Origin of the sequence: Streptomyces sp. NPDC049813, from assembly GCF_044465085.1 — a bacterium.
Classification (GTDB): domain Bacteria; phylum Actinomycetota; class Actinomycetes; order Streptomycetales; family Streptomycetaceae; genus Streptomyces.
Window position 1 is genome coordinate 64,473 of the sequence record NZ_JBITLI010000019.1, and the last position, 26,044, is coordinate 90,516.

Annotated in this window: 17 protein-coding genes; 13 read left to right on the plus strand and 4 right to left on the minus strand. The window is 71.6% G+C overall.

Translation table 11 applies throughout. The features are described 5' to 3' along the window. Positions 1 to 604 precede the first annotated feature (604 nt). From ACIBW6_RS30595 to ACIBW6_RS30615, 5 genes are all read left to right on the plus strand, one after another. On the plus strand, positions 605 to 1,456 hold the full coding sequence (locus ACIBW6_RS30595) for a hypothetical protein (RefSeq protein ID WP_399065290.1): 852 nt from the start codon (positions 605 to 607) through the stop codon (positions 1,454 to 1,456). Positions 1,457 to 1,956: 500 nt separating this feature from the next. Then, complete coding sequence (locus ACIBW6_RS30600; protein WP_399065458.1) at positions 1,957 to 3,372, plus strand: glycosyltransferase family 2 protein; 1,416 nt, start codon at positions 1,957 to 1,959, stop codon at positions 3,370 to 3,372. Next, positions 3,372 to 4,394 (plus strand): glycoside hydrolase family 26 protein, encoded by a 1,023-nt coding sequence (locus ACIBW6_RS30605; protein ID WP_399065292.1) that lies wholly within the window; start codon positions 3,372 to 3,374, stop codon positions 4,392 to 4,394. The genes ACIBW6_RS30600 and ACIBW6_RS30605 overlap by 1 nt, the downstream gene beginning before the upstream one ends. After that, on the plus strand, positions 4,391 to 6,103 hold the full coding sequence (locus ACIBW6_RS30610) for an ArnT family glycosyltransferase (RefSeq protein ID WP_399065293.1): 1,713 nt from the start codon (positions 4,391 to 4,393) through the stop codon (positions 6,101 to 6,103). Before ACIBW6_RS30605 ends, ACIBW6_RS30610 begins: the two co-directional genes overlap by 4 nt. 359 nt (positions 6,104 to 6,462) lie before the next feature. Then, positions 6,463 to 7,395 (plus strand): hypothetical protein, encoded by a 933-nt coding sequence (locus ACIBW6_RS30615; protein WP_399065295.1) that lies wholly within the window; start codon positions 6,463 to 6,465, stop codon positions 7,393 to 7,395. A 662-nt stretch (positions 7,396 to 8,057) separates the two neighbouring features. On the opposite strand, the gene ACIBW6_RS30620 is transcribed toward ACIBW6_RS30615, so the two are convergent. From ACIBW6_RS30620 to ACIBW6_RS30630, 3 genes are all read right to left on the minus strand, one after another. Then, the gene (locus ACIBW6_RS30620; protein ID WP_399065297.1) at positions 8,058 to 9,581 is read right to left on the minus strand and encodes a chitinase; all 1,524 of its coding nucleotides are present in this window, start codon (positions 9,579 to 9,581) and stop codon (positions 8,058 to 8,060) included. A gap of 582 nt (positions 9,582 to 10,163) precedes the next feature. After that, entirely contained in the window at positions 10,164 to 12,446 is a 2,283-nt protein-coding gene (locus ACIBW6_RS30625) for an MMPL family transporter (protein WP_399065300.1), read from the minus strand. Between the two features lie 239 nt (positions 12,447 to 12,685). Next, positions 12,686 to 15,067, minus strand: a complete 2,382-nt coding sequence (locus tag ACIBW6_RS30630) for a phosphoketolase (RefSeq protein ID WP_399065302.1) — start codon at positions 15,065 to 15,067, stop codon at positions 12,686 to 12,688. A 372-nt stretch (positions 15,068 to 15,439) separates the two neighbouring features. Between ACIBW6_RS30630 and ACIBW6_RS30635 the strand changes: the two genes are divergently transcribed. The 5 genes from ACIBW6_RS30635 to ACIBW6_RS30655 are packed head-to-tail and all read left to right on the plus strand — an operon-like array spanning position 15,440 to position 19,889. Further along, entirely contained in the window at positions 15,440 to 16,273 is an 834-nt protein-coding gene (locus tag ACIBW6_RS30635) for an HAD family hydrolase (protein ID WP_399065304.1), read from the plus strand. After that, positions 16,270 to 18,510, plus strand: a complete 2,241-nt coding sequence (locus ACIBW6_RS30640; protein WP_399065306.1) for a glycoside hydrolase family 65 protein — start codon at positions 16,270 to 16,272, stop codon at positions 18,508 to 18,510. The genes ACIBW6_RS30635 and ACIBW6_RS30640 overlap by 4 nt, the downstream gene beginning before the upstream one ends. A gap of 35 nt (positions 18,511 to 18,545) precedes the next feature. Then, the gene (locus tag ACIBW6_RS30645) at positions 18,546 to 18,869 is read left to right on the plus strand and encodes a YciI family protein (protein WP_399065309.1); all 324 of its coding nucleotides are present in this window, start codon (positions 18,546 to 18,548) and stop codon (positions 18,867 to 18,869) included. Between the two features lie 40 nt (positions 18,870 to 18,909). Further along, positions 18,910 to 19,143: a sulfur carrier protein ThiS gene (gene thiS, locus ACIBW6_RS30650; RefSeq protein WP_399065311.1), complete on the plus strand. Its 234-nt coding sequence runs from the start codon at positions 18,910 to 18,912 to the stop codon at positions 19,141 to 19,143. A gap of 2 nt (positions 19,144 to 19,145) precedes the next feature. Further along, positions 19,146 to 19,889 carry a thiazole synthase gene (locus tag ACIBW6_RS30655; RefSeq protein ID WP_399065312.1) on the plus strand — a complete coding sequence of 248 codons (744 nt, stop codon included), beginning with the start codon at positions 19,146 to 19,148 and terminating at the stop codon, positions 19,887 to 19,889. Here ACIBW6_RS30655 and ACIBW6_RS30660 read toward each other — a convergent pair. Beyond that, positions 19,777 to 20,559 carry a M20/M25/M40 family metallo-hydrolase gene (locus ACIBW6_RS30660; protein ID WP_399065314.1) on the minus strand — a complete coding sequence of 261 codons (783 nt, stop codon included), beginning with the start codon at positions 20,557 to 20,559 and terminating at the stop codon, positions 19,777 to 19,779. The two genes, ACIBW6_RS30655 and ACIBW6_RS30660, sit on opposite strands and share 113 nt — an antisense overlap. Between ACIBW6_RS30660 and ACIBW6_RS30665 the strand changes: the two genes are divergently transcribed. The 3 genes from ACIBW6_RS30665 to ACIBW6_RS30675 all read left to right on the plus strand — a co-directional run bounded on the left by ACIBW6_RS30665 (position 20,558) and on the right by ACIBW6_RS30675 (position 26,025). Beyond that, positions 20,558 to 22,120 carry a class I adenylate-forming enzyme family protein gene (locus tag ACIBW6_RS30665; protein ID WP_399065316.1) on the plus strand — a complete coding sequence of 521 codons (1,563 nt, stop codon included), beginning with the start codon at positions 20,558 to 20,560 and terminating at the stop codon, positions 22,118 to 22,120. The genes ACIBW6_RS30660 and ACIBW6_RS30665 overlap by 2 nt on opposite strands. Before the next feature lie 813 nt (positions 22,121 to 22,933). Beyond that, on the plus strand, positions 22,934 to 24,220 hold the full coding sequence (locus ACIBW6_RS30670; RefSeq protein ID WP_399065318.1) for an MFS transporter: 1,287 nt from the start codon (positions 22,934 to 22,936) through the stop codon (positions 24,218 to 24,220). Continuing rightward, entirely contained in the window at positions 24,217 to 26,025 is a 1,809-nt protein-coding gene (locus ACIBW6_RS30675; RefSeq protein WP_399065320.1) for an alpha/beta hydrolase family protein, read from the plus strand. The genes ACIBW6_RS30670 and ACIBW6_RS30675 overlap by 4 nt, the downstream gene beginning before the upstream one ends. The last annotated feature ends 19 nt before the right edge of the window (positions 26,026 to 26,044 follow it).

Below are 26,044 nucleotides of genomic sequence, written 5' to 3' on the forward strand. Positions count from 1 at the left end.
CTCCCCGGGGCCCCGGCCACCCGGGGCCCCGCCCCACCCCCCGGGGGGGGGGGGCCGCACCGCCCCGGGGCCGGGGGGGGGGGGGGGGGGGGTTGGGGGGGGGGGGGGGGGCCCCCCCCCGGGGGGGCCCCCCGCGGCACCAGGGCGGAGAGCGCCGGGAGGCAGCAGCATCGAGCCCCGGGGGTTGCATTCCTCACGTAGCCGCCCTGCGCCAGGGCTTGTCCGGGCGATCTGCGATGGCTCGTGCGATGAGGTCGTGGATCAAGAACTCTCCTGGCCTGCGGTTCTCTTTGAGCCGGGTGAGGTTGTCAGGGTTGAACCAGTCGTAGGCGGAGTGCTTGGACCATTCCAGCGTGGTGCAGTTGCGTGATCTGCCCGGACGGCTCGGGGCCGGGGAAGTCGGCCATTCGACGCTGCTTTTCTGCGCCGCAAAATGGGCGGACTGGCTCGCGTGCGCTCGAATCGGCGGGCCCTGCCGCAGTCGCAACGCGTCGGCGCCGCCCCTTATGCGCGGTACACGTCAAATGCTAGCCTCCCTTCCTTATCCACAGGGGAGGGTATTCGGGTGAGGAAACCACTGAGATTCGCGTCCGTACTGGCACTTTTGACCGGGATCGCCATGGGCTCGGTGACGTCTGCCTCGGCGGCTACGGACAGGAGCGGGGCAGAACGGCTGAGCATCCCGAACAGCAGTGCATGCAAGGCAGGCCGCACCGTCATGCAGGGCATGGTCGCGGGGCCGGGTGGCCAGCTCTACATCGTCTTCACCAAGGCGGGTGGGGCGGAGCCGGTTCTGTCCAGATGGCTGCGTGACGGTTCGACCTGGGACGGTGCCAGCTGGACCTGTGCGGGGGCGCCGACCTCCATACCCGCCCTCGGCCACGGCAACGACCTCGCCTACCAACCGGACTACCGGGGGCAGGGCCCAGCCTTGATCGCCACGCAAGGGAGTCAGTCGGCCTTCCCGAGCGCCGATGTGACGATCGTTCATCTGGACCCGTCGGGTTCCATCGGCACGAACGAGGTGGTCCGGCTGCCCATCGGCAACATCAGCGGTTTCTGCTACAGCGCGACGGCGGCCGACGGAGCCGGCAAATATGCCGCGCGTCGGCTGGGCAACTTGTGGACCCATGCCGGTAGCGGTGCGCTGACGAGCGGGTGGACGCCGGTCAGGAGCAACCTGACGAGTCACGACAACCGTTCCGACCAGGGCATCGACTGCTCCGAGAACTACATCTGGAACGCCAAGTCCATCAACACGTCGACGCCCGACACCGGGTGGAACTGGGTGTACCAGTACAACTGGTCCGGAGCTGACGTGGAGAGCGACATCGGCATTCCGGGGAACGGCCTGACCGACGAGATCGAGGACATCACCCACATCGGGAGCGACTTCTTCGTCGGCGTCAACCGAAATGGCACGAGCGCCGACTCCGTGAAGGTCTTCGTCGAGTAAGGGCCTCCCCTCCCGGGTGGCCCTCTCCCGGGCGGGCGCGCACCGCGCCGGCGTCGCCGCCTACCGGAGCCGGCAGAGCCCGCGCACAGACTCCCGGCTGTCGACCGACTGACCCGCGCTGCCGGTCACCGGTCCAGCGATGTCGGCACGACCCACCGGTCTGTGGCCGAGGCGGGAGTAAGAGCGGAAAGTCCCCGGCATCACGCCTGTTCGGATGTGACACTGGTGACTCTGCTGTACTGCCGCGGTCCGGCCAGGGGTTCGAGTGGGGTGGCCGGCTGCGGTGGGGATGACGTGGGTCCGCCAGGGCCAGGGGGGTTCCGGGCATGAGTTCTTCTGGTTCCGTGCGGGCCGGCGGGCGCCGCGCCACGCACCGACGGGACCCGCAGAAGCAGTACGGGCTGCTGCCGCTGCCGCCGTCGGACCACGAGAAGTACTCCTACACCCGGCGGCGGCTGTGGGTCCTGACGGCCGGCTCGCTTCTCAGCTTCGGCTGCCTGATGGTCAGCCAGGTCCAACTGGCCCGTTCCGCACCGGTTCTGTGGGCGTACGCGCCGCTGCTCGTGTTCACCGTCGTCTACTACCTCGTGTCCCTGCGGGTGAACGGTGCCACCCGGGACTTCGACATCAGGTACCACCGGCGTCTGGTGCGCAGCTGGCAACCCCGCAACCACCCGTCCGTCGACGTGTTCCTGCCCGTGTGCGGTGAGCCGATAGCGGTGCTGCACAACACCTGGCGACATGTGCGGGCCATGGCCGACCGGTACCCGGGCCCCTGCGTCCCGTTCGTGCTCGACGATCAGCCCAGCCAGGAACTCGCGGCGATGGCACGGGACTTCGGATTCCGTTACGGGGCCAGGGACAACCGCGGCTGGTTCAAGAAGGCCGGGAACCTGCACTTCGGGTTCGGACAGTCCCACGGGACGTACATCCTGATTCTGGATGCCGACTTCACCCCGCGCGCCGACCTGCTGGAGGAGCTGCTGCCGTACGCGGAGGCCGACGAGCGGGTCGGCATCGTCCAGTCTCCGCAGTACTTCCGCGTCCTCGACTCGCAGAACTGGATCGAGCGGGGCGCAGGGGCGGTACAGGAGCTGTTCTACCGCTCCGTCCAGGTCTCCAGGCAGGGCAGCGACGGGGCGATCTGCGTGGGCAGTTGCGCCGTGTACCGGCGGGCGGCCCTTGAGGAGAACGGCGGTACCACGCTCGTCGAACACTCCGAGGATGTGCACACCGGATTCGATCTGCGGGGACTCGGCTGGGACCTGCGGTACGTACCGGTCGCCCTGTCCACCGGGGTCTGCCCGGACAGCGCCGCCGCCTTCTTCACCCAGCAGTACCGGTGGTGCTCCGGCTCCATGAGCCTGCTCGGCAGCAGGAAGTTCTGGCAGCGGAGGATCAAACTGTCGAGCAGGCTCTGCTACTTGTCCGGGTTCCTCTACTACATCCATACGGCGCTGTTCACCTTCGCCGCGCCCGTCGTCCCGCTCGTGCTGCTGCTCGCCATGCCGGACAAACTGCAACTCCGGCACCTGCCCCTGTTGTTGCCCAGCATCCTCTACACGACGGTCGTCTTCCCGATGTGGCACAGGGCGCCCTACCGCCTGGAGGCGTGGGCGGCGCGGCTGATGTACGGCTGGGCGCACGTCTTCGCCATCTGGGACATCCTGCGCCGCAACCGGATGGGCTGGCTGCCCACCGGCTCCTCTGTCGCGCGTCGCAGCGGGACCCGGCGGTTCTGGATCGGCATGTGGGCCTGGAGCGGTGGCACCGCCGCACTGTGGGTGGGCGCGGCGGTGTGGCGCATGTCCACCATGAACGCGCCCGACTTCGTCCTCATCCTGTCCTCCGGACTTTTCTACGCCCTCGTCGTGGGCCGGGTACTGGTCCAGCCCCGAGCGGAGGGTGCTCTCTGATGCCGCTGAGTGTCTGCAAGGCCCTGCGCTGCACGGGGCTCGTGCTCGCCGCCGTGCTCGTCATCGGCGGCTGCTCACGGGCCGGGGAACACGCGGGCCCGGGGAGCGGCAGGCCGGACGGCACCGGCGGGGAGAAGGGGGCCGGCGCGTCCGCGCCGGCCGTTCCTTATGACGTGACACCGCTGCTGAAGCCCGCAAAGAAGTACTACGGCGTCGCCGTCGACGGTGCCCCCTTCTCGATGGGGCCCGTCGACGCGTACACGAAGATGACGGGCAAGCGGCCGAACCTGATCGAGTACTACGCGGCCTGGGGCGACGGTTTCGACGCCACCGGGGTGCGCAACGCCTGGGCCGGGGGAGCACTGACGCTGATGTCCTGGGAGCCGTTCGCGGTGTCGCTCGCCGATGTCGCCGCGGGCAAGCACGACACGTATCTGAGGGAGTACGCGACCGCGGTCCGGAAACTGAACCTGCCGGTCGTCATCGACTTCGCCGACGAGATGAACGGCAATTGGGAGAAGTGGGGCACCCGGCACGCGACGCCGCGGCAGTACGTCGCGGCCTGGCGCCACCTGCACGACACGTTCGCCGAGGTCGGCGCGGCGAACGTGATCTGGGCCTGGTCGCCGAACGTCGTCGATCCGATGCCCGGCGTGCGGCTCGCGCCGTACTACCCGGGTGACGCGTACGTCGACTGGGTCGGCCTGGTCGGCTACTTCGCGGGCGCCGGGGCGACCTCGTTCGACGCCGTTTTCGGCCGGTCGACCAAGGAGATCAGAACGTTCACCCGCAAACCGATGCTCCTCGTGGAGACCGCCGCGGAACCGGGGCGGCGGCGCGACGCCGACGTGCGCCATCTCTTCGCCGGAGTGACGGGCGACGACGACCTGATCGGGTTCGTGTGGTTCAACTACGACAAGCGTGCCGACTGGCGGCTGGAGGCTGACCCGCCTGCGCTGGAACGGTTCAGGAGGCTCGCCGCGGACGGCCGCTTCGGCTTCGACGTCCGGAAACCGCGGTGACCCGGGGCGGCGAGTCCGCCGTGCCCCGGCCGCAGGAGCGGTCCGGGCCGGGCGCGTCGCCGTACCCCCGGGAACTCCTCCCGCGGCTCTCGGTGCCGCCGCCGCGCGAGCCCGACCGGGCCACGCTCGCGATGCGGACCGTGGCGCCCGAAGCGCCGGCCGGGCCTGGCTACGAGATACCCGAGATGCCCGAAGCCGCCTGGGTCATGGCAGCAAGCGGCCGCCGCGTCTGGCTCGGCCGGGGCGTGCTCCTCGTCATCATGACGATCCAGGCGGCCCTGTCGCTGCGGCTGACCAACACTGCATTCCAGGATGAGGCGCTCTACCTGGCCGCCGGGCACGCGGAACTCAGCCACCTGCTTCACGGGACACCGCTGCCGAAGGACTACGCGGCCTACTTCTCGGGTTCGCCGCAGCTGTACCCGGTGCTCGCGGCCCTCGTGGACGGCGTGTACGGGCTGGCCGGCGCCCGCTTGATGAGCCTCGTCCTCATGCTGTGCACCACCGGCCTGCTCTACGCGATCACGCGCCGCCTCTTCAACGAGCGGACCGCGCTCGGCGCGGCCGGGCTGTTCGCCGTCGTGCAGTCGACGGTCGTCATGGGGCACTACGCCACGTACGACGCGATGGCACTGTTCCTGCTGGCATGCGCGACCTGGATCGTGGTGCGCACCGACCGGTTGCCCGCCGTGGCGGTCCTGCTCGCCGCCCCCGTCGCCGTGCTCGCCGTCGGCGTGAAGTACGCGTCCGCCCTGTATCTGATGACGATCGTGGGGCTCGCGCTGCTCACGGCGTGGCCGAGGCGCGGTGCCGGGTCCGCGATCCTGCGCGCGGTGCTGCTCGTCGTGGGCATCGGCGTGCTGCTGGCGGCCGGCGCGTACCGCACCGATCTGCTCGACGGTGTCCGGCAGACCACCACGGACCGTGTGCACGGCAGCGACGGCGCGGGCCGGTTGCTGGAGCAGTCGGCCGAGTGGGGCGGGCTGATGTTCATCACGGCGGTCGGCGGCGCGGTCTCGTACGTGTGCCGCAGCCGGATGAACGAGTCCCCGCTCGCCCGCAGGCTGGGCGATCCGGGCCGGTCCTGGCGGGTGCTGCTCGGGCTGCTGCTGTGCGGCACCGCAGTGCTGGCGCCCGCCTACCAGATCCACCTGGCCACGGTCGTCTCGCTGTACAAGCACATCGGCTTCGGCCTGTTCTTCGCGGCGCCCATGGCGGGCGTCGGGCTGACCCGGCTCGTGGGAGCGCATTTCCGTTACCCGCAGCTCGGCATCATGGTGTGGTCGGCGGTCCTCTGCCTGGGCATCCAGCAGGCGGAGTGGCGGTTCGGACTGTGGCCCGACTCCACGCGGATGATCCGGACGATCTCCCCGTACGTGAACTCCGAGGGTCACTACCTGAGTTCGACGCCCGAGGTGCCTGTGTACTACCTGCGCGCGCAGAGCAGCCATCGGCAGTGGCAGAGCGTTTTCGGCATGGAGTACACGGACGCGAAGGGCACGTACCACGCGGGGGACGAGGCCTACCGGTCTGCGGTGCGCGACGGAGAGTTCGACCTGATCGTCCTGGACGGGCTGACCAACCCACGGGTGGACGACATCGTCGCGACCGCCGTCGCCGGGAACGCGCACTACCGGCTGCTCGGCAGGTTGCCGTTCGCCAACTCCGGCGGTACCGGCGCCTATCGGATCTGGGTCAAAGTCGCCTGAGAGGTCCCGCAAGTACGTCCCTGGGATCCTCGCGCCGCTGCGGCTCCCGGCCGTCGCACGGGACAGGGCGTGCAGCGGCAGCACCAGGCGCACCGGCAGCGCTTGTGAGCGCCACGAACAGCAGCGCGTACTCCCCCACCGCCGCCCAGGTCGGGCGGCTTGGGAATCGTGGCAGCCGTCGTCCAGAGCCTGTCCGTCGAACCCACGCACGTCGGTGAACGGATCACCGCGACCCTTGCCCCGAACCCGGCCCCCGTCGGCCAGGCCGCACGAGCAGGACGTCCCTGCCACCACCCGTGCCGGCGGCGCGCGAAGACGTCGTGGCCGCGACGTGATCTGCGCCTGCCAGACTGCCGCGTATGCAGACGGGAACGAAGCGGTGTGTGGCGCTGGTGCTCACCGGGGTGCTCGGCATGGGCGTCGCGGCCTGTGGAGCCGAGGGTGACGAAGGCAAGGGCGGCGGTGACGGGGGCACCGGACTCGCCTCGGCATTGTCCGGTCTCCCCGTGTCGGCGGCCGAGCAGACCATGACGTACCGCGATGTGGGTGCCGTACGGCGGCTCGTCGCCGCCGACAAGGCGCTGTACGCGGGACTCGGCGACTTCGGGATCTGGGAGTTGAGCGGCGGGCGCACGACCGCCGCCTCCGCGAAGGAGTCGTACGGCTTCGACGTGAAGGACGTCGACACCGCACTGATGGTGGGCGCGGGCCAGGCGCAGCGGTTGTCGGGCACGTTCGACGTGGAGGCGGCGCGCAAAGCGATGGAGAAGGACGGCTACCGGTCCTCGGACAAGGATGGCGGCGTACGCCTGAGCAAGCAGGGCCAGGCCACTTTCGACGTGTCCGGTTCCGTACGCGTCACGAAGTGGTTCGACAGCGGTCCCGTCCTCCCGCTCGGGGAGCCGGAGCACTCCGTCGCGGACGACTCCGCCTACCAGGCGGTGAGCGACTGCCTCGGCGACGACGTGTACGAGGCCAGTCTGTACGGCAAGAGCGCCGGGTACCGCAAGCAGGGCGTCACCCTGGCCGGGATCGGCGGCCGCGCCCACGGCTCCGCGTCGACCGAGAAACTGTGCGTGTTGAGCACGTCGAAGAATGCCGCCAAGAAGATCGCGAAGGGGCTGCGCGCCAAGACGGCCTCCGGTGGGCGGTACGCCGGGTCCGCGGTGAGCGTCGGTGACGGTGACACCCCCATGGTCTCCATGAGTTGGAAGAACTCCACGAAGTCCGGAATGCGCCCGACCGACCAGGACCGCACGAACGAACTCCTGAGGAATGTGCTGTGGAACTGAACTGACGTGACGCGCCCCCAGCAGCACCGGCCGCGCACACTCCGCGGGTGACCGCGGCGGTGGGTCCTGGCCGTGGCGGGTGCGTCAGCGCCGCTCTCGTCCTCTTGAGCCCGTGGAGCGCAGGGGGCCGACGCCGCCACCGATCACGTGATCGGTGTGCTCACCGAGGGCCCGGTGCCGCGGCGCCCGGCACCGGCCACTGACTCCCCGGCCCGGCTCGACGCCTGTACGCTGCTCGACTCCTCCGGGCCCGGGCTGCTTCCCGGTGTCCAGATGGACAACCGGGGCCGCGGCTTCGGTTCCTAAGACCGCGACTGGTCGGGCGACGACGGCAGCCGGGGGGAACGTCGCCTCCAGGCGGTCCATGGTGTCCACCCCGGCGCTGCCACGCAGCAGCACCACGGACGCCCGGGGCCGCTCGAAGCGCGTGGTGATGACTGCCAACGCGAGACCCGCGGTGACGACCCAGGCTTTTCGTACTTGAGCTCGGCCTTGGCCCTCCTCTCCCGCACGGTGCTCCTTGCCGCGGCGGGCTCCCTCCAGGGAGCGCTGAGGCGCTCGCCTGGATCGGAACCCGCCCCCGCCACCGGAGCGGTGACGGGGGCGGAGCCCGGAAGCCGCTGCCCCCGGGAGCGCCCGGCCCGCTGGGGGCCGCGCGGGGATCAGCAGGCGCCGAGGTCCTGCCAGACACCCCACTCGCCGGTGGTGCCGGGCTCCTCGCCCGTCGTCCACCACTTCGCCTTCCAGGTGTGGCCCTTGTACGAGACCTGCTGCCCGCCCGTGTAGACCGAGCCCGAGGCCCACGGGGCTGCCGTGCACTGGTTGCCGCTGCCGCCCGTGACGGTCAGCGTGTACGTCGCCGAGTGCGCCGCCGACGCGCTCGCGCCGGCGACCACCAGCGTGTACGTGCCGTTGACGGCGGCCGAGGTCGCGGTGACGGTGAGCGTCGAGGTCCCGCCGGCCGTCACCGACGCGGGGCTGAGGGCGGCGGTGACCCCGGCGGGCGCGCCGCTGACGCTCAGCTGCACGGACTGGGCGCTGCCCGCGGTGACCGCGGTCCGGACCGTCGCGGTCGTGGAGACGCCGGCCTTGACCGTGCCCGACGCGGGGGCGGCCGTCAGCGAGAAGTCGTTGCCCGGCGCGGTCGTGCCGCTGGTGAAGGGCGCGAAGATGCGGGAGAAGTCCCAGGTGTTCTGCGCGATGCCGGAGCAGGTGTCCCCGGCGGCGCCGCCCGGGCAGCTGCCGTTGTCACGCTGGAGCGCCCAGAAGGAGATCATGTTGATCCCCTTGGCGACCGCCCAGTCGTACACGTCCTTGGCGTTGGCGAGGGTGAACGTCTCGGCCGGGCCGAAGTCGTCGACGCCGGGCATCTCGGTGATGCCGATCATGCCCCAGAGCTGGGCTGCGGTCTTGGTGGGGTAGAGCTTGGCGAGCTGGTCGTGGAGACCTTGGGCTGCGGTCTTGGTGTCCTGCGCCATGTTGTGGGTGGCGTTGTCGTAGTAGTCGAACGTCATGAGGTTCACGACGTCGACGCGCGCGCCGTTGGCCACCGCGTTCTTGAGCACGGCGAGTCCGTCGGCTGCCGGACCACCCGTCGTCGTCGGCAGGGTGTACGAGATCTCCAGCTTGCGGCCGCTGGCGGCGGCCCAGTCCTGGACCTTCTTGATCGCCTTGTTCCGCCGGTCGATACCGGCGGTGTTGTCCAGCGAGTCGACCTCGATGTCCATGTCGAGCCGGGGGATGTCGTAGGTCGAGACGACCTTCTCGTACACGGCGGCGATCTGGTCGACGTCCGTACAGCTGTCGGCGATCTCGGTGCCGGTGGTGTCGGCCGTGTACCCGCCGAACGACGGGATGACGTCCCCGCCGCGCCCCTGGATCGTCTTGATGTCCGCGCCGAAGGAGGACGCGGCGACGGGCAGCGAGGTGTCGCCGTTCCAGTAGGCGGTGCAGGACCCCTTCGACGCCGTCTGGAGGAACGCCATCGTCAGGTGCTCGGCCCCGGACTGGGCGCTGAGAGCGGCGGGGCTCTCGCCGGTCCACGCCTCGAAGTAGGGCGCGAAGACATGGGCGGGGAGCGGGGTCGCGGCCTGGGCGGGGGAGCCCGCGACGGCGGTGAGGCCCAGAGCGGCCACCGCGGTGGCCACCGCGGTGACGGCGGCACGGAGGGAGCGCATACGTCTCATGGCCATCCAAGGGTGAGGTGGCGTCAACTCAGTTGTGACGCACGGGAGATGCATACGGAATAGCCCTGCGGTCAGAGACATGTCAATGGTCTGTACCAAGGTGAGGACTAGACCAATTGGCCCTGTTTCCCGCTCCGGCCGGTGACGCTCCGCTTCGCGCGCCGCGCACACGCAGGTCAGAGGGGTGCCGCGAGCTCCGCCGCCGGATGACCCACGCGGGGCGGGCCGCCGAACCATCCGCTGCCTGCCCCTACGGAAAGAATGAGCAAAATGCCCGGGCGCCCTCGCTCATCCGCGACGGCACCCGCGAAGTCGCCGAAGGAGCTGTGCCTGCGGATCGCCACGCACACCGCCGCCAGACCGGCGAGGGACATGGCGGCTCCGACGCCCGTCAACTCGGCGAGTGTTCCGAACACGACCGGTCCCACTGCCTGCACGGACGTCAAGCCGGCGGTGAGCAGCCGAACGCCTGGCCCCGCCGGGACTTGCCGGCGCCTGTTCGGGCCGTACTGAGTCTGCTGAGTCTTCCGGGCCGCGCGACCGGCACCGGACGTAGGTGCGTCACCTGACCGGTGCCCTGGGTCACTCGACGGTCGGGGGCCGTGGGGTGGTCGCCGTGGCCGGGGCGGGCTCGCCCTCGGTGTCGATGTGCGGCAGGAGTCGGTCCAGCCAGCGCGGGGTCCACCACGCGTGAGCGGCGAGCAGGGTCATCACGGCCGGGACGAGCAGCAGCCGGACGACGGTCGCGTCGATCAGCACGCTCACGGCGAGGCCGAGTCCGAGCATCTTGACCACGATGTTGTCGCTCACGATGAAGGCGGCGAACACGCTCACCATGATCAGGGCGGCGCAGGTGATCACCCGGGCCGTGATCTCCAGCGCGTGCGCGACGCTCGCCTTGGCGTCGCCGGTGCGCAGCCACGCCTCGTGGACCCGCGACAGCAGGAAGATCTCGTAGTCCATGCTGAGCCCGAAGATGATGGCGAACATCATCATCGGCACGTAGCTCTCAATGGGCACCTTGCCCGCCACGCCGAGCGCGGGTCCTCCCCAGCCCCACTGGAAGACGGCGACGACGACGCCGTAGGAGGCGGCGATGGACAGCACGTTCAGGACCGCCGCCTTGAGCGCCACCAGCAGTCCGCGGAAGACGATCAGGATGATGATGAAGGCGAGCGCCACGACGACGGCGATGATCAGTGGCAGCCGGCTCGCGACGATGTCGCGGAAGTCGACCTGGGCCGCCGTCGTCCCGGTGACGTAGCCCTTGGCGGCGGTACCGGAGACGGCCTGCGGCAGGGTGTCGTCGACGAGGTGGTTGGTCAGGTCGGTGGTCGCCTGGTCCTGGGGCGTCTGCTTCGAGAAGGCGGTGCCCACCAGGACGTCGCCGTCCTCGGTGGGGGTGAGCGGGGTGACGGTGGCGGCGCCCGGCACGTCGGTGAGCGCGTTCTTCGCTTGGGTGGCCAGGGCAGATCGCTGGTCCGACGGCACGTCGGTCTGGTCGATGACCACGGTCAGCGGTCCGTTCGAACCGGGCCCGAAGGCGTCCGACATGATGTCGAAGGCCCGCCGGTCCGTGAAGGACTTCGGGTCCGCGCCGTCGCCGATGTGCCCGAGCTGGATGGAGAGCAGCGGGATCGCCAGCACCACAACCGTGATCACGCCGCCCGTGAGGAACCACCAGGGGTGGCGCTCGACCCGCTGGGCGTAGCGGTGCCAGGTGCCGTGCGCGGCTTGCCCGGGTCGGGCGTCCGTCTCGGCGATCGGTGTGCGGAGGTGGAGGCGGTCGATGCGCCGGCCGATCAGCCCCAGCAGGGCGGGCACGATCGTGAGGGCGCCCGCCACCGCCGAGACGACCGTGACCGCCGCGGCGAGGCCCAGTTTGCTGATGAAGGAGACGCCGGAGACGGAGAGGCCGGCCAGGGCGATGATGACGGTGCAGCCCGAGACGAGGACGGCCCGGCCGCTGGTCGCGGTCGCCCGTCCGGCCGCATGGACCGGGTCCAGGCCGTCGAAGAGGTTCTGCCGGTGCCGCGTGATCAGGAACAGGGCGTAGTCGATGCCGACGCCGATCCCGATCATGGTGGCGAGGGTCGGTGAGACGGTCGCGAAGGTGAACGCGGCGGCCAGCAGGCCCAGGCAGGCCAGGCCGCCGATCACGCTGATCAGCGCGGTCACCAGGGGCAGGCCGGCCGCGAGCACGCTGCCGAAGCCGACGAGCAGGACGACGATCGCCACCGCGAAGCCGATCGCCTCGCTGATCCGGTCGTTGGCCGCGGGCCGCGCCAGTTCGCCCAGCGGGCCGCCGTACTCGACGTCGACGTCCGCCGACCGCAGCGGCTGCACGGCGCTGTCGACCCCGTGCAGGTAGTCGCTGCCGAGCGTCGAGGGCTGCACGTCGAAGCGGACGGTGATGTACGCCGTCTTCCCGTCGTCGGAGAGCGGCCCGACGTTCGGCTGCTGTGACGATCCGGTGGAGGGCTGCGAGCCGGGCGGCGGCAGGGGGTTCTGCGCGGACAGCACGTGGGGAAGTTTCTGCAGCTCGGCGACGGTCTGGCTCATCTGGGAGTTCAGCGACGTGAGCGGCTTCTGTGTGTCCCGCAGGACGATCTGGCTGCTGTAGCCGCCGGCCGCGGGGTCGTGCTCCTTGAGGACGTCCACGCCCTTCGTGGACTGCGCGCCGGGGAGGGTGAAGTCGTCCGAGTACTCTCCGCCGAACGAGCGATTCAGCACCTGCAACGCTGCCAGCACCACCAGCCAGGCCACGATCACGAGGACGAAGTGCCGGGCGCACCACTCGCCGATCCTCCGCAGCACTCCGGGCTTGTCCCGACCGCCCCGCGACGGGCTCCGTGTCGCCGGCATGCGCTGCTCCTGGGGGAAGACGGTCTCCGACGCCCCCATTGAACGACGGGACCGCCGCGGGGGCCCGGCGAGAGGGCGGGCGGGCCGGCCGATGCGGCGAGTCCCGGCGAGGCCGTGCGCGTCGACGGGGAGGACCACCGGAACGACCGTCCGGGTGACACGACGAGGGCCCGGCTGCCCACCGCTCGCCCTTGTGCACCCCCGGCTCGGTCACCGCCGCGGATCCGCGCTGCGATGGGTCAGCCGGCCCACCTCCACGCGTCCACCTCCGGAAGGTCGGTGCCGTGGCTGCGTATCCACGCGGTGTGGCGGTGGCGGGTCCCGGTCCACGCGCGGCGGGCCCGGGCGGTGTCGGGAGGCCGGCGCACGGCGTGCGTGAGGGCGTCCAGGGCCAGGCGGTAGCGGTCGAGGTCGTTGCGGACAAGCATGTCGAAGGGTGTCGTGGTGGTGCCCTCCTCCCGATAGCCGCGAACGTGGAAGTCCGCTCGGGCGGCGCGTCCGTGGACCAGGTGATGGATGAGTGCGGGGTAGCCGTGGTGGGCGAAGACCACGGGGGTCTCCGCGGGGAACAGGTTCGTGAACTCCTCGTCGGTCAGGCCGTCGGGGTGCTCGCCCGGCGGCAGCAGGCGGGCCAGGTCGACGACGTTGACGACACGGACCGACAACCCTGGTGTCTCGGTGCGCAGCAGTTGTGCGGCGGCCAGGACCTCCTTGGTCGGCACCTCGCCGGCGCAGCCCAGGACGATGTCCGGGGCCCGGCCGGGCTCCTCCGTTCCGGCCCACCGCCAGATCCCCGCGCCTCGGGCGCAGTGCGCGCGGGCGTCGTCGAGGGAGAGCCAGTCGAAGCCGGGGTGCTTACTGGCGATGATCACGTTGACCTGGTCGCGGGTGGTCAGGGCGTGGTCGGCGGTGACGAGGAGGGTGTTGGTGTCAGGGGGCAGGTGGACGCGGACCACCTCGGGGGCCTTGCTGAGGATGTGGTCCGGGAAGCCGGGGTCCTGGTGGGAGAAGCCGTTGCTGTCCTGCCGCCACACGTGCGAGGTCAGCAGGTAGTTGAAGGACGCGACGGGGTGGCGCCAGGGCAGGCGGCGCGCGGTGCGCAGCCATTTGACGTGCTGGGCCGCCATGGAGTCGACGATGCGGATGAACGCCTCGTAGGAGACGAAGACGCCGTGGCGGCCCGTCAGGAGATAGCCTTCCAGCCAGCCTTGGCAGGTGTGTTCGGAGAGGATCTCCATGACGCGGCCGTGCCGGGACAGTTCCTCGTCGGTCGGCCGCTCGCCTCCCTGCCAGGCCCTGCCGGAGCCGGCGTAGACGGCTTCGAGTTTGTTCGACGCTGTCTCGTCAGGTCCCACCAGCCGGAACGTGCGCTCCCGCGCGGTGGCCTCCATGAGGGCGGTGAAGTAGCCGCCGAGCACGCGGGTGGCCTCGTGGGAGGTGCGGCCGGGTGCGCTGACCGGAACGGCGTGCTCTTCCAGCGAGGGCAGCGGCAGTGGTCGCAGGAGAGCGCCGGCGTTGGCGTGCCGGCCTGCGCCGAGACGCAACTCGCCTGTGGGGACAGGGGCGAGAACGGCCGGGCGGGGCCGTCCTCGTTCGTCGAAGAGCTCGGCCGGACGGTAGGAGCGCATCCACGCTTCGAGTTGGCGCCGCTGTTCCGGGTCGTCGCGGACGTCGGAGAGCGGGACCTGGTGCGAGCGCCAGGTGTCCTGGACTGGCCCGTCGGGTCCGTGGGTGGGGCCGGTCCAGCCCTTGGGGGTGCGCAGGACGATGAGCGGCCAGGGACGGCGCGGGACATCCTCGCCGAGACGGGCCTCGCGCTGGACGGTGTCGATGAGGTCGAGGGCGGTGTCCATGGCTCGGGCCATCAGGTCGTGGACGCGGCTCGTGTCGTCGGTGTCGACGTAGAGCGGCTGATGGCCGAAGCCTCTCAGCATGGCGTCGAGTTCCTCGGCGGGGAGCCGGGCGAGCAGTGTCGGGTTGGCGATCTTGTAGCCGTTGAGGTGGAGAATGGGCAGGACGGCGCCGTCGTGCCGGGCGTCGAGGAACTTGTTGGAGTGCCAGGACGCCGCGAGCGGGCCGGTCTCCGCCTCGCCGTCGCCGATGACGCAGGCGACGAGCAGCCCCGGGTTGTCGAACGCGGCGCCGTAGGCGTGCGCGAGCGCATAGCCGAGTTCGCCGCCTTCGTGGATGGAGCCGGGTGTCTCGGGCGCGACGTGGCTGGGCACGCCGCCGGGGAAGGAGAACTGCCGGAAGAGCCGCCGCATCCCCGCCGCGTCGCGGCCGACTTCCGGATAGACCTCCGTGTACGTGCCGTCCAGCCAGGAGTTGGCGAGGACGGCCGGTGCGCCGTGCCCCGGCCCCCACACGCATAAGGTCTCCCTGCGGCGGGCGGTGATGACGCGGTTCAGGTGGGTGTGGATCAAGTTCAGGCCCGGTGAGGTACCCCAATGACCGTTGAGGCGAGGCTTGATGTGCTCCGGCCGCAGCGGTTCGGTCAGGAGCGGGTTGGCCAGGAGGTGGATCTGGCCGACGGCGAGGTAGTTGGCCGCCCGCCAGTGGGCGTCGAGCGCGGCGGTTTCGGCCTGGTCCAGATAGCTCTCCGGACCCGTGCTGTGTGTCATGTGAGTTCCTCGTGGGGCTGGGGTGGTCGCGTGTCGGGGCGCGACCGAGAGCAGCGGAAGGGACCCGGGGAGCCGGGAGTCCGTGAAAGGGGGGCCGGCGCATCGGAGAGCCGGAAGGTGAGGGATCGACGGCCGAGGCCTTCATGGGGGGCGGGTCTCGTGACCTGTTTCCCGTGTCCGGGCGGCAGTTGGGGCGCCGGCCCGGGCCCTTCAGTGTGAGCACGGAAAGCGCGACCTGGTCAAGAGGCTTGAGAAGCCGATAATGCAATATACGTTCCACTATAAGAACAAATAGACGACAATCCATTTTTTCGCTGACACTTTCGTGTGACGCGGGTTTCCGTCCCATGAAAGCTGCGGAACCTACGAGAAGTGACCCCCACTCCCTCACTACCAGCGGGAATACGCGTCTGCCTCTTTGATCTCGACGGTGTGGTGACCAAGACCGATGTCCAGCACCGGCAGTGCTGGAAACGGACGTTCGACCCGTTCCTCGCCGGTCTCGAACAAGAAGACCAGCCCCCGTTCACCCTCACCGACTACCTGCGGCACGTGGACGGGCTCCCCCGTCACGACGCCGTACGCCGATTCCTCGGCTCCCGCGGCCAGTTCCTGCGGCCCGGCTCCCCCGGCGATCCGCCCGACGCCCGGACGGTCCACGGACTGGCCAACCGCAAGGACGCACTGCTCTGCGCATGTCTCGCCGAGGAGTTCGTCGAGCCCTACCCCGGCACCGTGCGGTTCATCGAGGCGGTCCGTGCCGCCGGGATGTCCACCGCCATCGTCTCCGCCAGCTCACACTGCGCCCAAGTGCTCGACGCCTCCGCACTGAGCGGCCTGTTCGACCTGCGGGTCGACGGACGTACCGCCCGTGCGGAGAGCCTGCACGGCAAGCCCTCCCCCGACTCCTACCTGCACGCCGCCTCGACCCTGCGGGTCACACCGCAGCAGGCGGCGGTGTTCGAGGACGGCCCCAGCGGACTCCGGGCCGCCGTCCGGGGCGGGTTCGGCTTCGTCGTCGCCGTCGACCGGTGCGACGAAGCCGCCGTCCTGCGGGAGGAGGAGCCCGATCTCCTCGTGCACGACCTTGCCGAACTCCTGCTGCCGCCCGTCGCGCTCGGCGCCCCGCACGCGACGAACCGCACCCCGGACCCGGGAACGGCGCCCGACCCACCCCGCACCCCCCGCCCGGAGGCTCTCCCGTGACCGAAGGCATCCCGTACGCAGCAGAGTTGATACCCGCCCAGGCGGCCGGCCCCAGCCGCGAGGTTCCCGCCGATCCCGACTGGACCTGGTCCTTCCCCGGTCGCGAGGACCCGGACTGCGAAGGCTGGCGCGAGACCCTGTGCACCCTGGGCAACGGCCTGTTCGCCACCCGCGGCGCACATATCGACACGGCCGCCGACGACGTCCACTACCCGGGCACCTACGCCGCCGGCTGCTTCAACCGCACCCGCAGCGTCGTGGACGCCCGCCCGGTCGTCACCGAGAGCATCGTCAACCTGCCCAACTGGCTTCCCCTGCGCTGCTCCGTCCTCACCCCTGAGCCGCACGGCCCTCCGCGCGACCTGAACCACCGCGCGGCCAGGGTCCTCGCCCACCACTACGCCCTCGACCTCAGGCACGGCCTGCTGCGCCGCACGTACCGCATCGAGGACGAGGACGGCAGACGCACCCGGCTGGAGGAGATCCGCCTGGTGCACATGGCCGATCCGCACCTCGCAGCGATCCGGCTGACCGTCACCGCCGAGAACTGGTCGGGCACCCTCTCCGTCGCGGCGGAACTGGACGGCACCGTCTCCAACTCCCAGGTGGACCGCTACCGGGCGCTCGGCGGGCAGCAGCTGACCGGACTCGACACCGGAGTGGACCGGGGCACGGCCTGGCTCACCTGCCACACCACGGACACTCTCATCGCCGTCGCCCTGGCCTCCCGGCTGCACGTGGACGTCCCGGGGTCCGCCGGGGTCCGCGCACTTCGGCACGGGCGGTGCCCGGGCCGCATCACCACCACCACGACCTGCCCCCTCTCTCCCGGGCAGAGCGCTGTCATCGACAAGACGGTGGCCCTGCGCACCGCCCGGCTTCTTGCCACCGACCATCTGCGGGCCCTCACTGTCTCCCACGCCGAGGGAGCGGCGCCGTTCCCCCTGCTCCTGGCCGCCCACCAGACCGCCTGGGAACGGCTGTGGCGCCGCGTTCCGCACGACGACCCGCCGGCCGACCGGTTGCGCCTGCGGCTGTGCCGTTTCCACCTGCTCCAGGTCATGTCGCCGCACAGCCGCGTCCGCGACACTGGGGTGCCCGCGCGCGGGCTGAGCGGTGAGGAGTACCACGGCCGGGTCTTCTGGGACGAGTTACCCGTCATCACCTGGCTCAGCCGGTATTTCCCCAACACCGCCAAGTCCGCCCTCGACTACCGGCACCGGCGCCTCCCGGCCGCCTGCCGCGCCGCCGCCGCCCACGGGCTGCCCGGCGCCCTGTACCCGTGGCAGAGCGGCCACGACGGCGACGAGACGACGGTGCCGGTGGTCCTCAACCCGCTGAGCGAGCGCTGGTCCCCGGACCACACCGCCCTCCAGCGGCACATCGGCGTCGCGCTCACCCACACCGTCCACACCTACGCGGCCACCACCGGGGACCTCGACCACCTGCACGGGCGCGGCGCGGAGATGATCCTGCAGGTGGCCCGGTACTTCGCCGCCGCGGCTCGGCACTCCCCCGCGGACGACCGCTACCACCTGCACCGGGTCATGGGCCCCGACGAGTTCCACGACCAGTACCCGCAGGCGGCCGAGCCCGGGCTGACCGACAACGCCTACACCAACATCCTCGTCTCCCACACCCTCGCCCGCGCCGGCCGGCTGTGGCGCCGGCTGCCCGGCCCGCGCCGCCGCGAGCTGCGCGCCGCGCTGGGGCTGACCGACGACGAGCTGGGTCACTGGGACACGGTCGCGCACCGTCTCGCGGTCCCCTTCCACTCCGGCGTGATCAGCCAGTTCGCCCGGTACGAGGAGCTGGCGCCGTTCCCCTGGGACCGGTACGGCGACCGTGGCGCCCTGCGCCGCCTCGACCAACTGCTGGAGCGGGAGGGCGACCACCCGCGCAACTATCAGGTGACGAAGCAGCCCGACACCCTGATGCTCGGCTACCTGTTCTCCCCCGACGAGATCCTCACGGCGCTGGCGCGCCTGGGATACGCCACCGGGGACCGGCTCTGGGTCCGCACGGTGGACTACTACCTGGAGCGGACCACCCACGGCTCGACGCTGAGCGCGCCCGTCCACGCCCATGTACTGGGGGCCGTCGGCCATCCGGAAGCAGAACGTTTCCGCCGCCGCGCCCTCGCGGTCGACGCCCAGCCCGCCGACACCACCGCCCGCGGGCTCCACCTCGGGGCGATGGCCGCCGCACTGCTGCTGCCGCCCTCCCACACCACGTAGTCCTGACGAGTCGTCACACCTACCGGAGGCACCCTGTGTTCATCCTGCTCAACACCTACACCGCCCCGCTGGAGCGGATCGACGAACTGCTCCCCGAGCACCGCGCCTGGGTGACCGAGCACTTCACCGCCGGCGACTTCTTCATCGGTGGCCGCCGTGAGCCGCGGACCGGCGGGTTCGTCATCGCCTTCGGCGACGACCGGGAGCGGATCGACGCGATCCTCGCCCAGGACCCGCTGGTCCATCACGGCGTCGTCGAGTGGCACGTCGACGAGGTCGAGGTCCAGCTCTCCGGCGACGAGGCGATCCGCGCCGCCCTGGCCGCCCACGACACCCCCACCGACGTCCCCGAGTCCTGACACCTGCCGGCCCCGGCGTCCCCACCGAAAGGAAGCACCTGTGAGCAGCCCGGACGACAGCTCCACCACCAGCGTGACCATCACCGTCAACGGCGAGCAGAACCATCTGACCGGCCCGATCACCGTCGCGGACTACCTCGACCAGCAGGGGTACGACCCGCAGGGCGTCTCCGTCGCCATCAACGGTGACGTCGTGCCCGGTGACGCATGGGCGAACCGTTCGCTGACCGACGGACTCGATCTGAACATCGTCACCCTCACCCCCGGAGGCTGAACATGCCCGATCCGACCGACACCTGGACGCTGGGGGACGTGACCCTCACCTCGCGCCTGATGCTCGCCATCCCGGAGGACGCCGACATCACACAGCTCGCGGACGTCACCCGGGCATCGGGCCTCCAGAGCGCCACGATCAAGACCACGCCCGCTGCCCCGGGCCCCCTCCAGGACGCCGTGGACATCCTGCGCGACCAGGGGGTCCACATCCTGCCCAACACCGCGGACTGCCAGGACGCACGGGCGGCGGTCACCGCCGCGCATCACGGCGCAGAGATCGTCGGCAAGCCCTGGGTGAAGCTCATCCTCACCCGCGACCGCGAGTACATGGTGCCCAACCCCCGCGAGGTCGTCGCCGCCGCCACCCAGCTCATCAGCGACGGCTTCGACGTCTACCCGCTCATCACCGACGACCCCGGGCTCGCCGTCGAGCTGGAGGACCTCGGCTGCGCGGGCATCGTCCCGCAGGGTTCACCCGTCGGGTCGGGACAGGGCATCGCCAACCCCCTGAAGTTCGAGATCATGGTCGACCGCGTCACCGCGCCCGTCATCATCGGCGCGGGCATCGGCACCGTCGCCCACGCCTGCCAGGCCATGGAACTCGGCTGCACCGCGGTGGCCTCCGCACAGGTCATCCTCCGGGCCCCCGACCAGGTGGCGGCGGCCCGCGCCCTGTCCACCGCGATCGAGGCGGGCCGGGCGTCCTATCTCGCCAGGCAGGCCCGGAAGCAGCCGGCTGCGTAGCGAGGTACAGCGGTACGTCCCAGTCAGCCAGGGGTTGCGTGCGGCCCAGAACGCAGGGCCGCACGATCGCCCCTCCTACCGGTGAGAGCAGCCCCTCTCCGCCCGAGCGGCACGGGAGGGGCCCGAGAAGACCGTACGCGCGTGCGGGGGTGTCCGGCTCAGCCTTCTGGTGTGCCAGCCAGTGAGCGGCCGCCGTGGTCATCAGCCGGACGCCGGTCTCCACCGACGGTCCGGCCAGTGGCGCGAAGTGGCCCGAGGACGAGCCGGGGACGCCGGTCGGCGGTGACGCGAGCCGGGCGCACATGCCCAGCAGGGCGGTGACGTGGACGGCGTGGCCGCACGCGTGCGTCACCGGCACCTCGCGGCCGTCGCCGGTGACGGCCGTCACCGGCACCTCGCCCGCCGTCACCGTGGAGGCGTAGGGCAGGCCTGTCTCCTCCTTGACCGGTAGCGCGTCCATGTCGGCACGGAGCGCCACACCTCGGCACCTGCCCCGGTGAGCGTCCGCGCTGACCGCCGACCCGGACGGGCAGCGCGGGCACGACTGTGGGCGGCGAGTCCGTACGGCGCCGAACAGCCCGTCAGCGCCGTGTGCCTGAGCACCCTCGTCCGGGTGTTTCACCGGGGCGGGCGCAGCCGCCTCCGCGTGTTCTGGGGAAAGGCGAGACATGAGCTATGTCCAAGAGTTCCTGACGCGCGCGACCGGCCCCTGGGCGCAGCGCGAAGCAGTGGTCCACGGCGGGGTGCGGCTCACGCACGGGGAGCTGGCCGACCGGGTCCTCGGTCTGGCGGCGCAGGTGGCGTCGCGGCGTGGGACGGCTGCTGTGCTGGCCCGCAACCAAGTGGAGCCGTTACTGGTGCATCTCGCCTGCCATGTCGTGGGGCGCCCGGTCGCACACGTGGCACGCGACGCGGCGCGTGCCGTCCAGGAGTCCTTCCTGCGTGAGTGCCAGGCGGTGGAACTGTTCGCCGACGCGCGGGAGACGGGCGCGGCGCGGGCGCTCACCGACCAGGTCGCCGGAGTACGCCCGGTACCGCTCACCGGCATCGCCTCGGGGGTGTACGGGGGCACTGGCGGCGAGGTGCGTACCTCGTTGTCGCCGGCCCCTGCTTCCTCGGTCCGTACGTTGTTGTGCACCGGGGGGAGTACGGGTGTGCCCAAGGGGGTGGCTCATACCCACGCCCTCTACGAGGCGTTGTCCGGTCTGGGTGACGACCGGTCGGCGGGGAGCGCCCCGCGGTTCCTGGTGTTCGGCGACATGTCCCACCTCAGCTGGTTCCTCGCCTTGCCCGCCCTGCTGTCGGGAGGGGCTCTCGTCCTGCACGAAGGGTTCGACGCGGCCGCGTGTCTGCGGCTCGTGCCCGCGGAGCGCATCACTCACCTCGCCCTCATCCCGCCGCAGTTGTCGAAGCTGCTCGACCACCCCGGCGCCGCCGGAACCGACTGGTCCAGCCTGCGCTGCGTCACCTATGGGGCGGCGCCCGCGGCCCGTCACCGGGTGCACCAGGCGCTGGCGCTGTTCGGGCCCGTACTGCAGCAGGTCTACGGGCTCACCGAGTGCGGTCCGGTCAGCCTCCTGTCGGGCGAGGACCACGCGCGCGGTGGCCCCGCCCTCCTGGCCTCGGCGGGGCGCCCCGTCCCCGGCGTCGAGATCGCCGTGAGAGACGCCGGCAACCAACGGGTGCCGCGCGGCGAGACGGGCGACGTATGGGTGAAGACCCCCGCGATGATGGCCGGCTATCTCGACCCGGCACGCGGCGGTGGCCAGCCGGTCCAGGACGGCTGGCTGCGGACAGGAGATCTGGGACGCCTCGACGCCGACGGCTTCCTGACCCTGTGCGGGCGCGCCAAGGACCTGATCACGCACCACGCCACCGGCACGCATGTCTATCCCCAGGTCATCGAAGCGGCGCTGCACCAGCATGCCGCGGTGCGCGAAGCCGCCGTCTTCGGTGTCCCCCACCCTCATGTCGACGGCGAGTGCGTGCATGCCGCCGTCACCCTCGCCTCCGCCGCCGTCGACGAGCAGGCCCTGCGCGCTCACGTCCACGCTGCGCTGGGCCAGGATCATCTGGTTCCCGATGTGATCGACATCGTCACGGACCTCCCCCTCACCCCGGTAGGGAAGATCGACAAACAGGCTCTGCGCGAGCGGCACGGCCACCGCGGGAGTCGCGGGGATGGTGCGGCCGGGCCTCATGAGGGGCGCGGGCCGCGGGCCGCCGAGTGACAGTCAGGGGCGCGGCAGGGTGTCAAGGTGAAAGCGGAGTCCTGGCGAGCGCGGCAGCGTGTGTGCTGGCGCGCCCGCCCGGAGCCTTCGATCCGTCAGGACGACACCAGGACTACAGGTATTTGTCAGAACTCGAAGACGGCAGACGCCTCGGCGCCCTTGACGCACTCATTGGCGAAGGTGCGCTCGTGCGTGACGCGGGTTCCGCGCCAGACTCCCTGGGCGGTGACGGCCTGCCGTGGCGAGGCCGGCCTACGCTCTCCGCCTCCGCCGTCGTGACGGGCGCGGCGAGGTGAATTCCTCTGTCGCCGTGGGCTGACAACCGTGTCGAGCCTCTGAAGTCAGAGCATGGACGTCAGTCGGGCGCGGTGCGCCGGGCCGGGGCGCTCACCCGGGCAGAGAGCTCGGCTGCCGGGCTGAGGCGCGGAACGTGCGGAGTCCGTGAGCGCGACGGCGGTCAGGATTTGGCCATCCTGGGCCGGGAGGCCGCCCGCGTCCCCCGGGCCGGCGGTCCGTCCCCGCGTCCTTCCGGGACGCTGTCACCGGTGGAGCGCTTGACCAGGAGCATGCCAACGGCATACCTCATTCGTCACACCCGTCCCCCACAACTCACGCTTCTCGCGGGTCGCGCCGCAAGGCCCGCTTCCCTTTTCCGGGAGCCCGGAACTGCCGGCCTGCCTCCGTCCCCACGTGCATTCCAGCCAACCGCGCCGCCACCTTGTAGCCCGTTCGAACGGCTGGCTACGATCCCGCTCGTTTCGATTTCGTTTTCTTCACAAGCTGCACGAATACTTCATCGACGCGGGGGAGATCGTGGAGTCGTCCACGCAGGCGGGAGCCGTGGATCCGCGCGACGGATTACCCGGGCCCCGGTCGCTCCGGGGCCGCCGCGGCTCCTCCGGTTCCGGGCACTCGACGTCTGCCCGGGACTTCCGGCTCTTCTGGTGGGCCAACGCCGTCGACGCGCTCGGTACCCAGGCGTCCGGCGCCGTCCTCCCGCTGTTGCTCCTCGGGCTCGGCCACTCGCCGCGCACCGCGGGGCTGGTCGCCGGGCTCTCGCTGGCGGCGGGTCTGCTGCTGGGGCCGCTCGCGGCCGTGCCCGCCGACCGCGGGGCGCGTAAGACGATCATGTTCTGGTCCGCCGCGGTCGCCGCGGTCGCCATGGGGTCCGTCGCCGTGGCCCTGGTCGCCGGGCAGCTGACGCTTCCTCACCTCGTGGCCGCCGTTCTCGTCGAACGGTTCGCCACCGCCTGTCACGACGCCGCGTCGCGGGGCACCGTCGCGCTGGTCTGCCCGCCCGACGAGCAGCCGCGCGCCGTGGCCCGGCTCGCCGCCGCCGACCAGGGCGCGCTCGTCCTCGGCCCGGCCCTCGGTGGCGCCGCCTACCAGCTCTTCCGGGTCCTGCCCTTCGCGGCCGACGCCCTGTCGTACGCCGTCGTCGCCGGCTGCGTCCGGGCCATGCGTACGGATCTGAAGGCGGCGGCGGCTCCGGCGGGCGAGGGGCTGTGGCGTGCCGTCGCCGCCGGGCTGCGGTTGGTGCGGCGGCGGCCGTTGCTGCGGCTCGTGCTGATCTGGGTCGCGCTCGTGAACGGAGTGGCCGCGACGCTGTACTACTCCGCGGTGTTCGTGCTGCAGCGTTCCGGCAGTGGCGCGCTGCCGCTCGGTCTCGTCCTGGCCGTCACCGGCGCCACGGGCCTGGCCGGGTCCCTCGCCGCTCCGAAGGCCGCCGCTCGCTTCGGCGCGGCTCGCACCCTCACCGCCGTCACCTGGCTCCTCGCCCCGCTGACGGCGGCCCTCGCTCTCGCCGACGGGCCGTGGACCTACGGGGCACTGCTCGGCGCGATCGGCCTCCTCGTGCCGCTGCCCGCCGTCGTCCTCCAGGCCCGCGCCCTGTTGACGACCGAACCCGAGTTGCAGGCCCGGGTCGGCGCCGTCATCGCCACCGCGTCCGGCGCCACCGCCGCCCTCGCTCCGGTCCTGGCCGGTCTGTTCGCCGGTCAGGTGCGTTCCGCCGGGCCGGCGCTCGGGTGTGCCGCTCTCCTCGTCCTGCTCGCCGCGTACACCACCAGGCGCGCCGCCCTCACGGAGGCCGCCGCGTGAGCCGCTTTCAGGTGTTCCGCGCCGCACTGCCCGAAGTGTGCGCCACCGATCCGCACCGCATGGTCTTCACTGCCGACGCCGAGGGCCGCTGCGAGGTGTTCACCTGGGACGCCGCGTCCCGGCGCGCCCGCCGTGTGACCGACCGCCCCGGTGGCACCCTGCACGGCGCGATCGACGCGGACGCGCACGTGTGGTGGTTCGCCGAGGACGTCCGGGGAGTCGGTCACTGGCGGTTCCAGCCGTTCGACGGCGGCCCGGACCGGCCCGGTCTCACGGGCGTCCCGGACGGCACCGCCCGCGGCCTCGCCGTCACCGCCGACGCGACGGTCGCCGTCGGCATCGGGTGCGGCGACCACACCGTGATCCAGCTGGGTACGCGTGGGGGTCCGGGCCGCCAGGTGATACGTGTGCACGGTTCCGCCTCGCTCGCCGGGCTCGCCCCGCGCGGCGACCTGCTCGCCCTCGCCCGCACCGCCGAGGCACCCCGCGCGGTCACCCTGCTCGCCCCCGACGGCGCCGAGGTCGCGGCCCTCCCCGGCGACGGCCGCCACGGCAGGCTCTGGGCGCTCGGCTTCGGCCCCGCCCGGGACGGCCGGGCCACACTGCTGCTCGTCCGCGAGCGCGACGAGCGCTACGTACTCGCCACCTGGACCGCCGCCGCGGGCCTGGTCACCCATGACTGGTGCGCCCTGGACACCCAGTTCACCGCCTGCTGGTACCCGGACGGTGACGCCGTGCTGATCCGGCAGGACCGGCACGGCCGCTCCCTGCTCCGCCGCGCCGACCTCGCCCGCCGCGCCCTGGACCTCGTACCGACTCCGCCCGGCACGCTCCTGGACGCGGCCCCGCGGCCCGGGGGCGACCTGCACGCGCTCTGGACGGACACGGCGCACCCGCCGCGTATGACGTCCACGGCCGGGACGCCGCTGCCGCCGCTCGGCACCATCGACGGACGTGTGCCCGGCACTCTGCGCGATGTCCACACGCCCGGGGCGGACGGGCCGGTGCACACGTTGCTCAGCCTGCCCGAGGCCGCGCCCGGGCCATATCCGGCCGTGTTCCTCGTGCACGGCGGCCCCGCCGACCACGACCGCGACGCCTACGACGGCACCGTGCACTCCCTGGTCGCCTCGGGCTTCGCCGTGGCCCGCGTCAACTACCGCGGCTCCACCGGATACGGCCCGAGCTGGCAGCGGGCGTACCGCGACGGTGTCGGGCACACCCAGGTCGCCGACCTCGCGGCCGTCCGCGCCGACCTCGTGGCACGCGGCCTGATCCGCGCGGACGCCACCGGGTTGTGGGGCACCTCCTGGGGCGGCTACCTGGTCCTGCTCGCGCTGGGCACCCGGCCCGGGCTCTGGCAGGCGGGCGTCGCCGTCAAACCCGTGGCCGACTATGCCGCCGCGCATGCCGCTGCCACCCCTGCCCTCCGGGCGCTGGACGAGCGGCTGTTCGGCGGTACACCGGCACATGTCCCGGAACGTTACGCACACAGCTCACCGATCCGCTACGCCGCGCACGTACGCGACCCGCTCCTGGTGGTCGCCGCCACGCACGACATCAAGTGCCCACCGCAGCAGGTCCGTTCCTACCTCGCCGCTCTCGACGCGGCCGGCGCCCCGCACGAGGCGCTGTGGCTCGCGTCCGGGCACGACGGCTACGACGGCGGCGATCACGTACATGTGCTGCGCCGCGCGGTGCGCTTCCTCGACCGCGCGCTCCGGCACGGCACCCGCGCCACCCCACCCCCCAGTCGCCCCGCTCCGGCAGGAGAGGGGTCAGTGCACCATCCCGTCGAACACTGACACGACAGCGAAGGAGAGA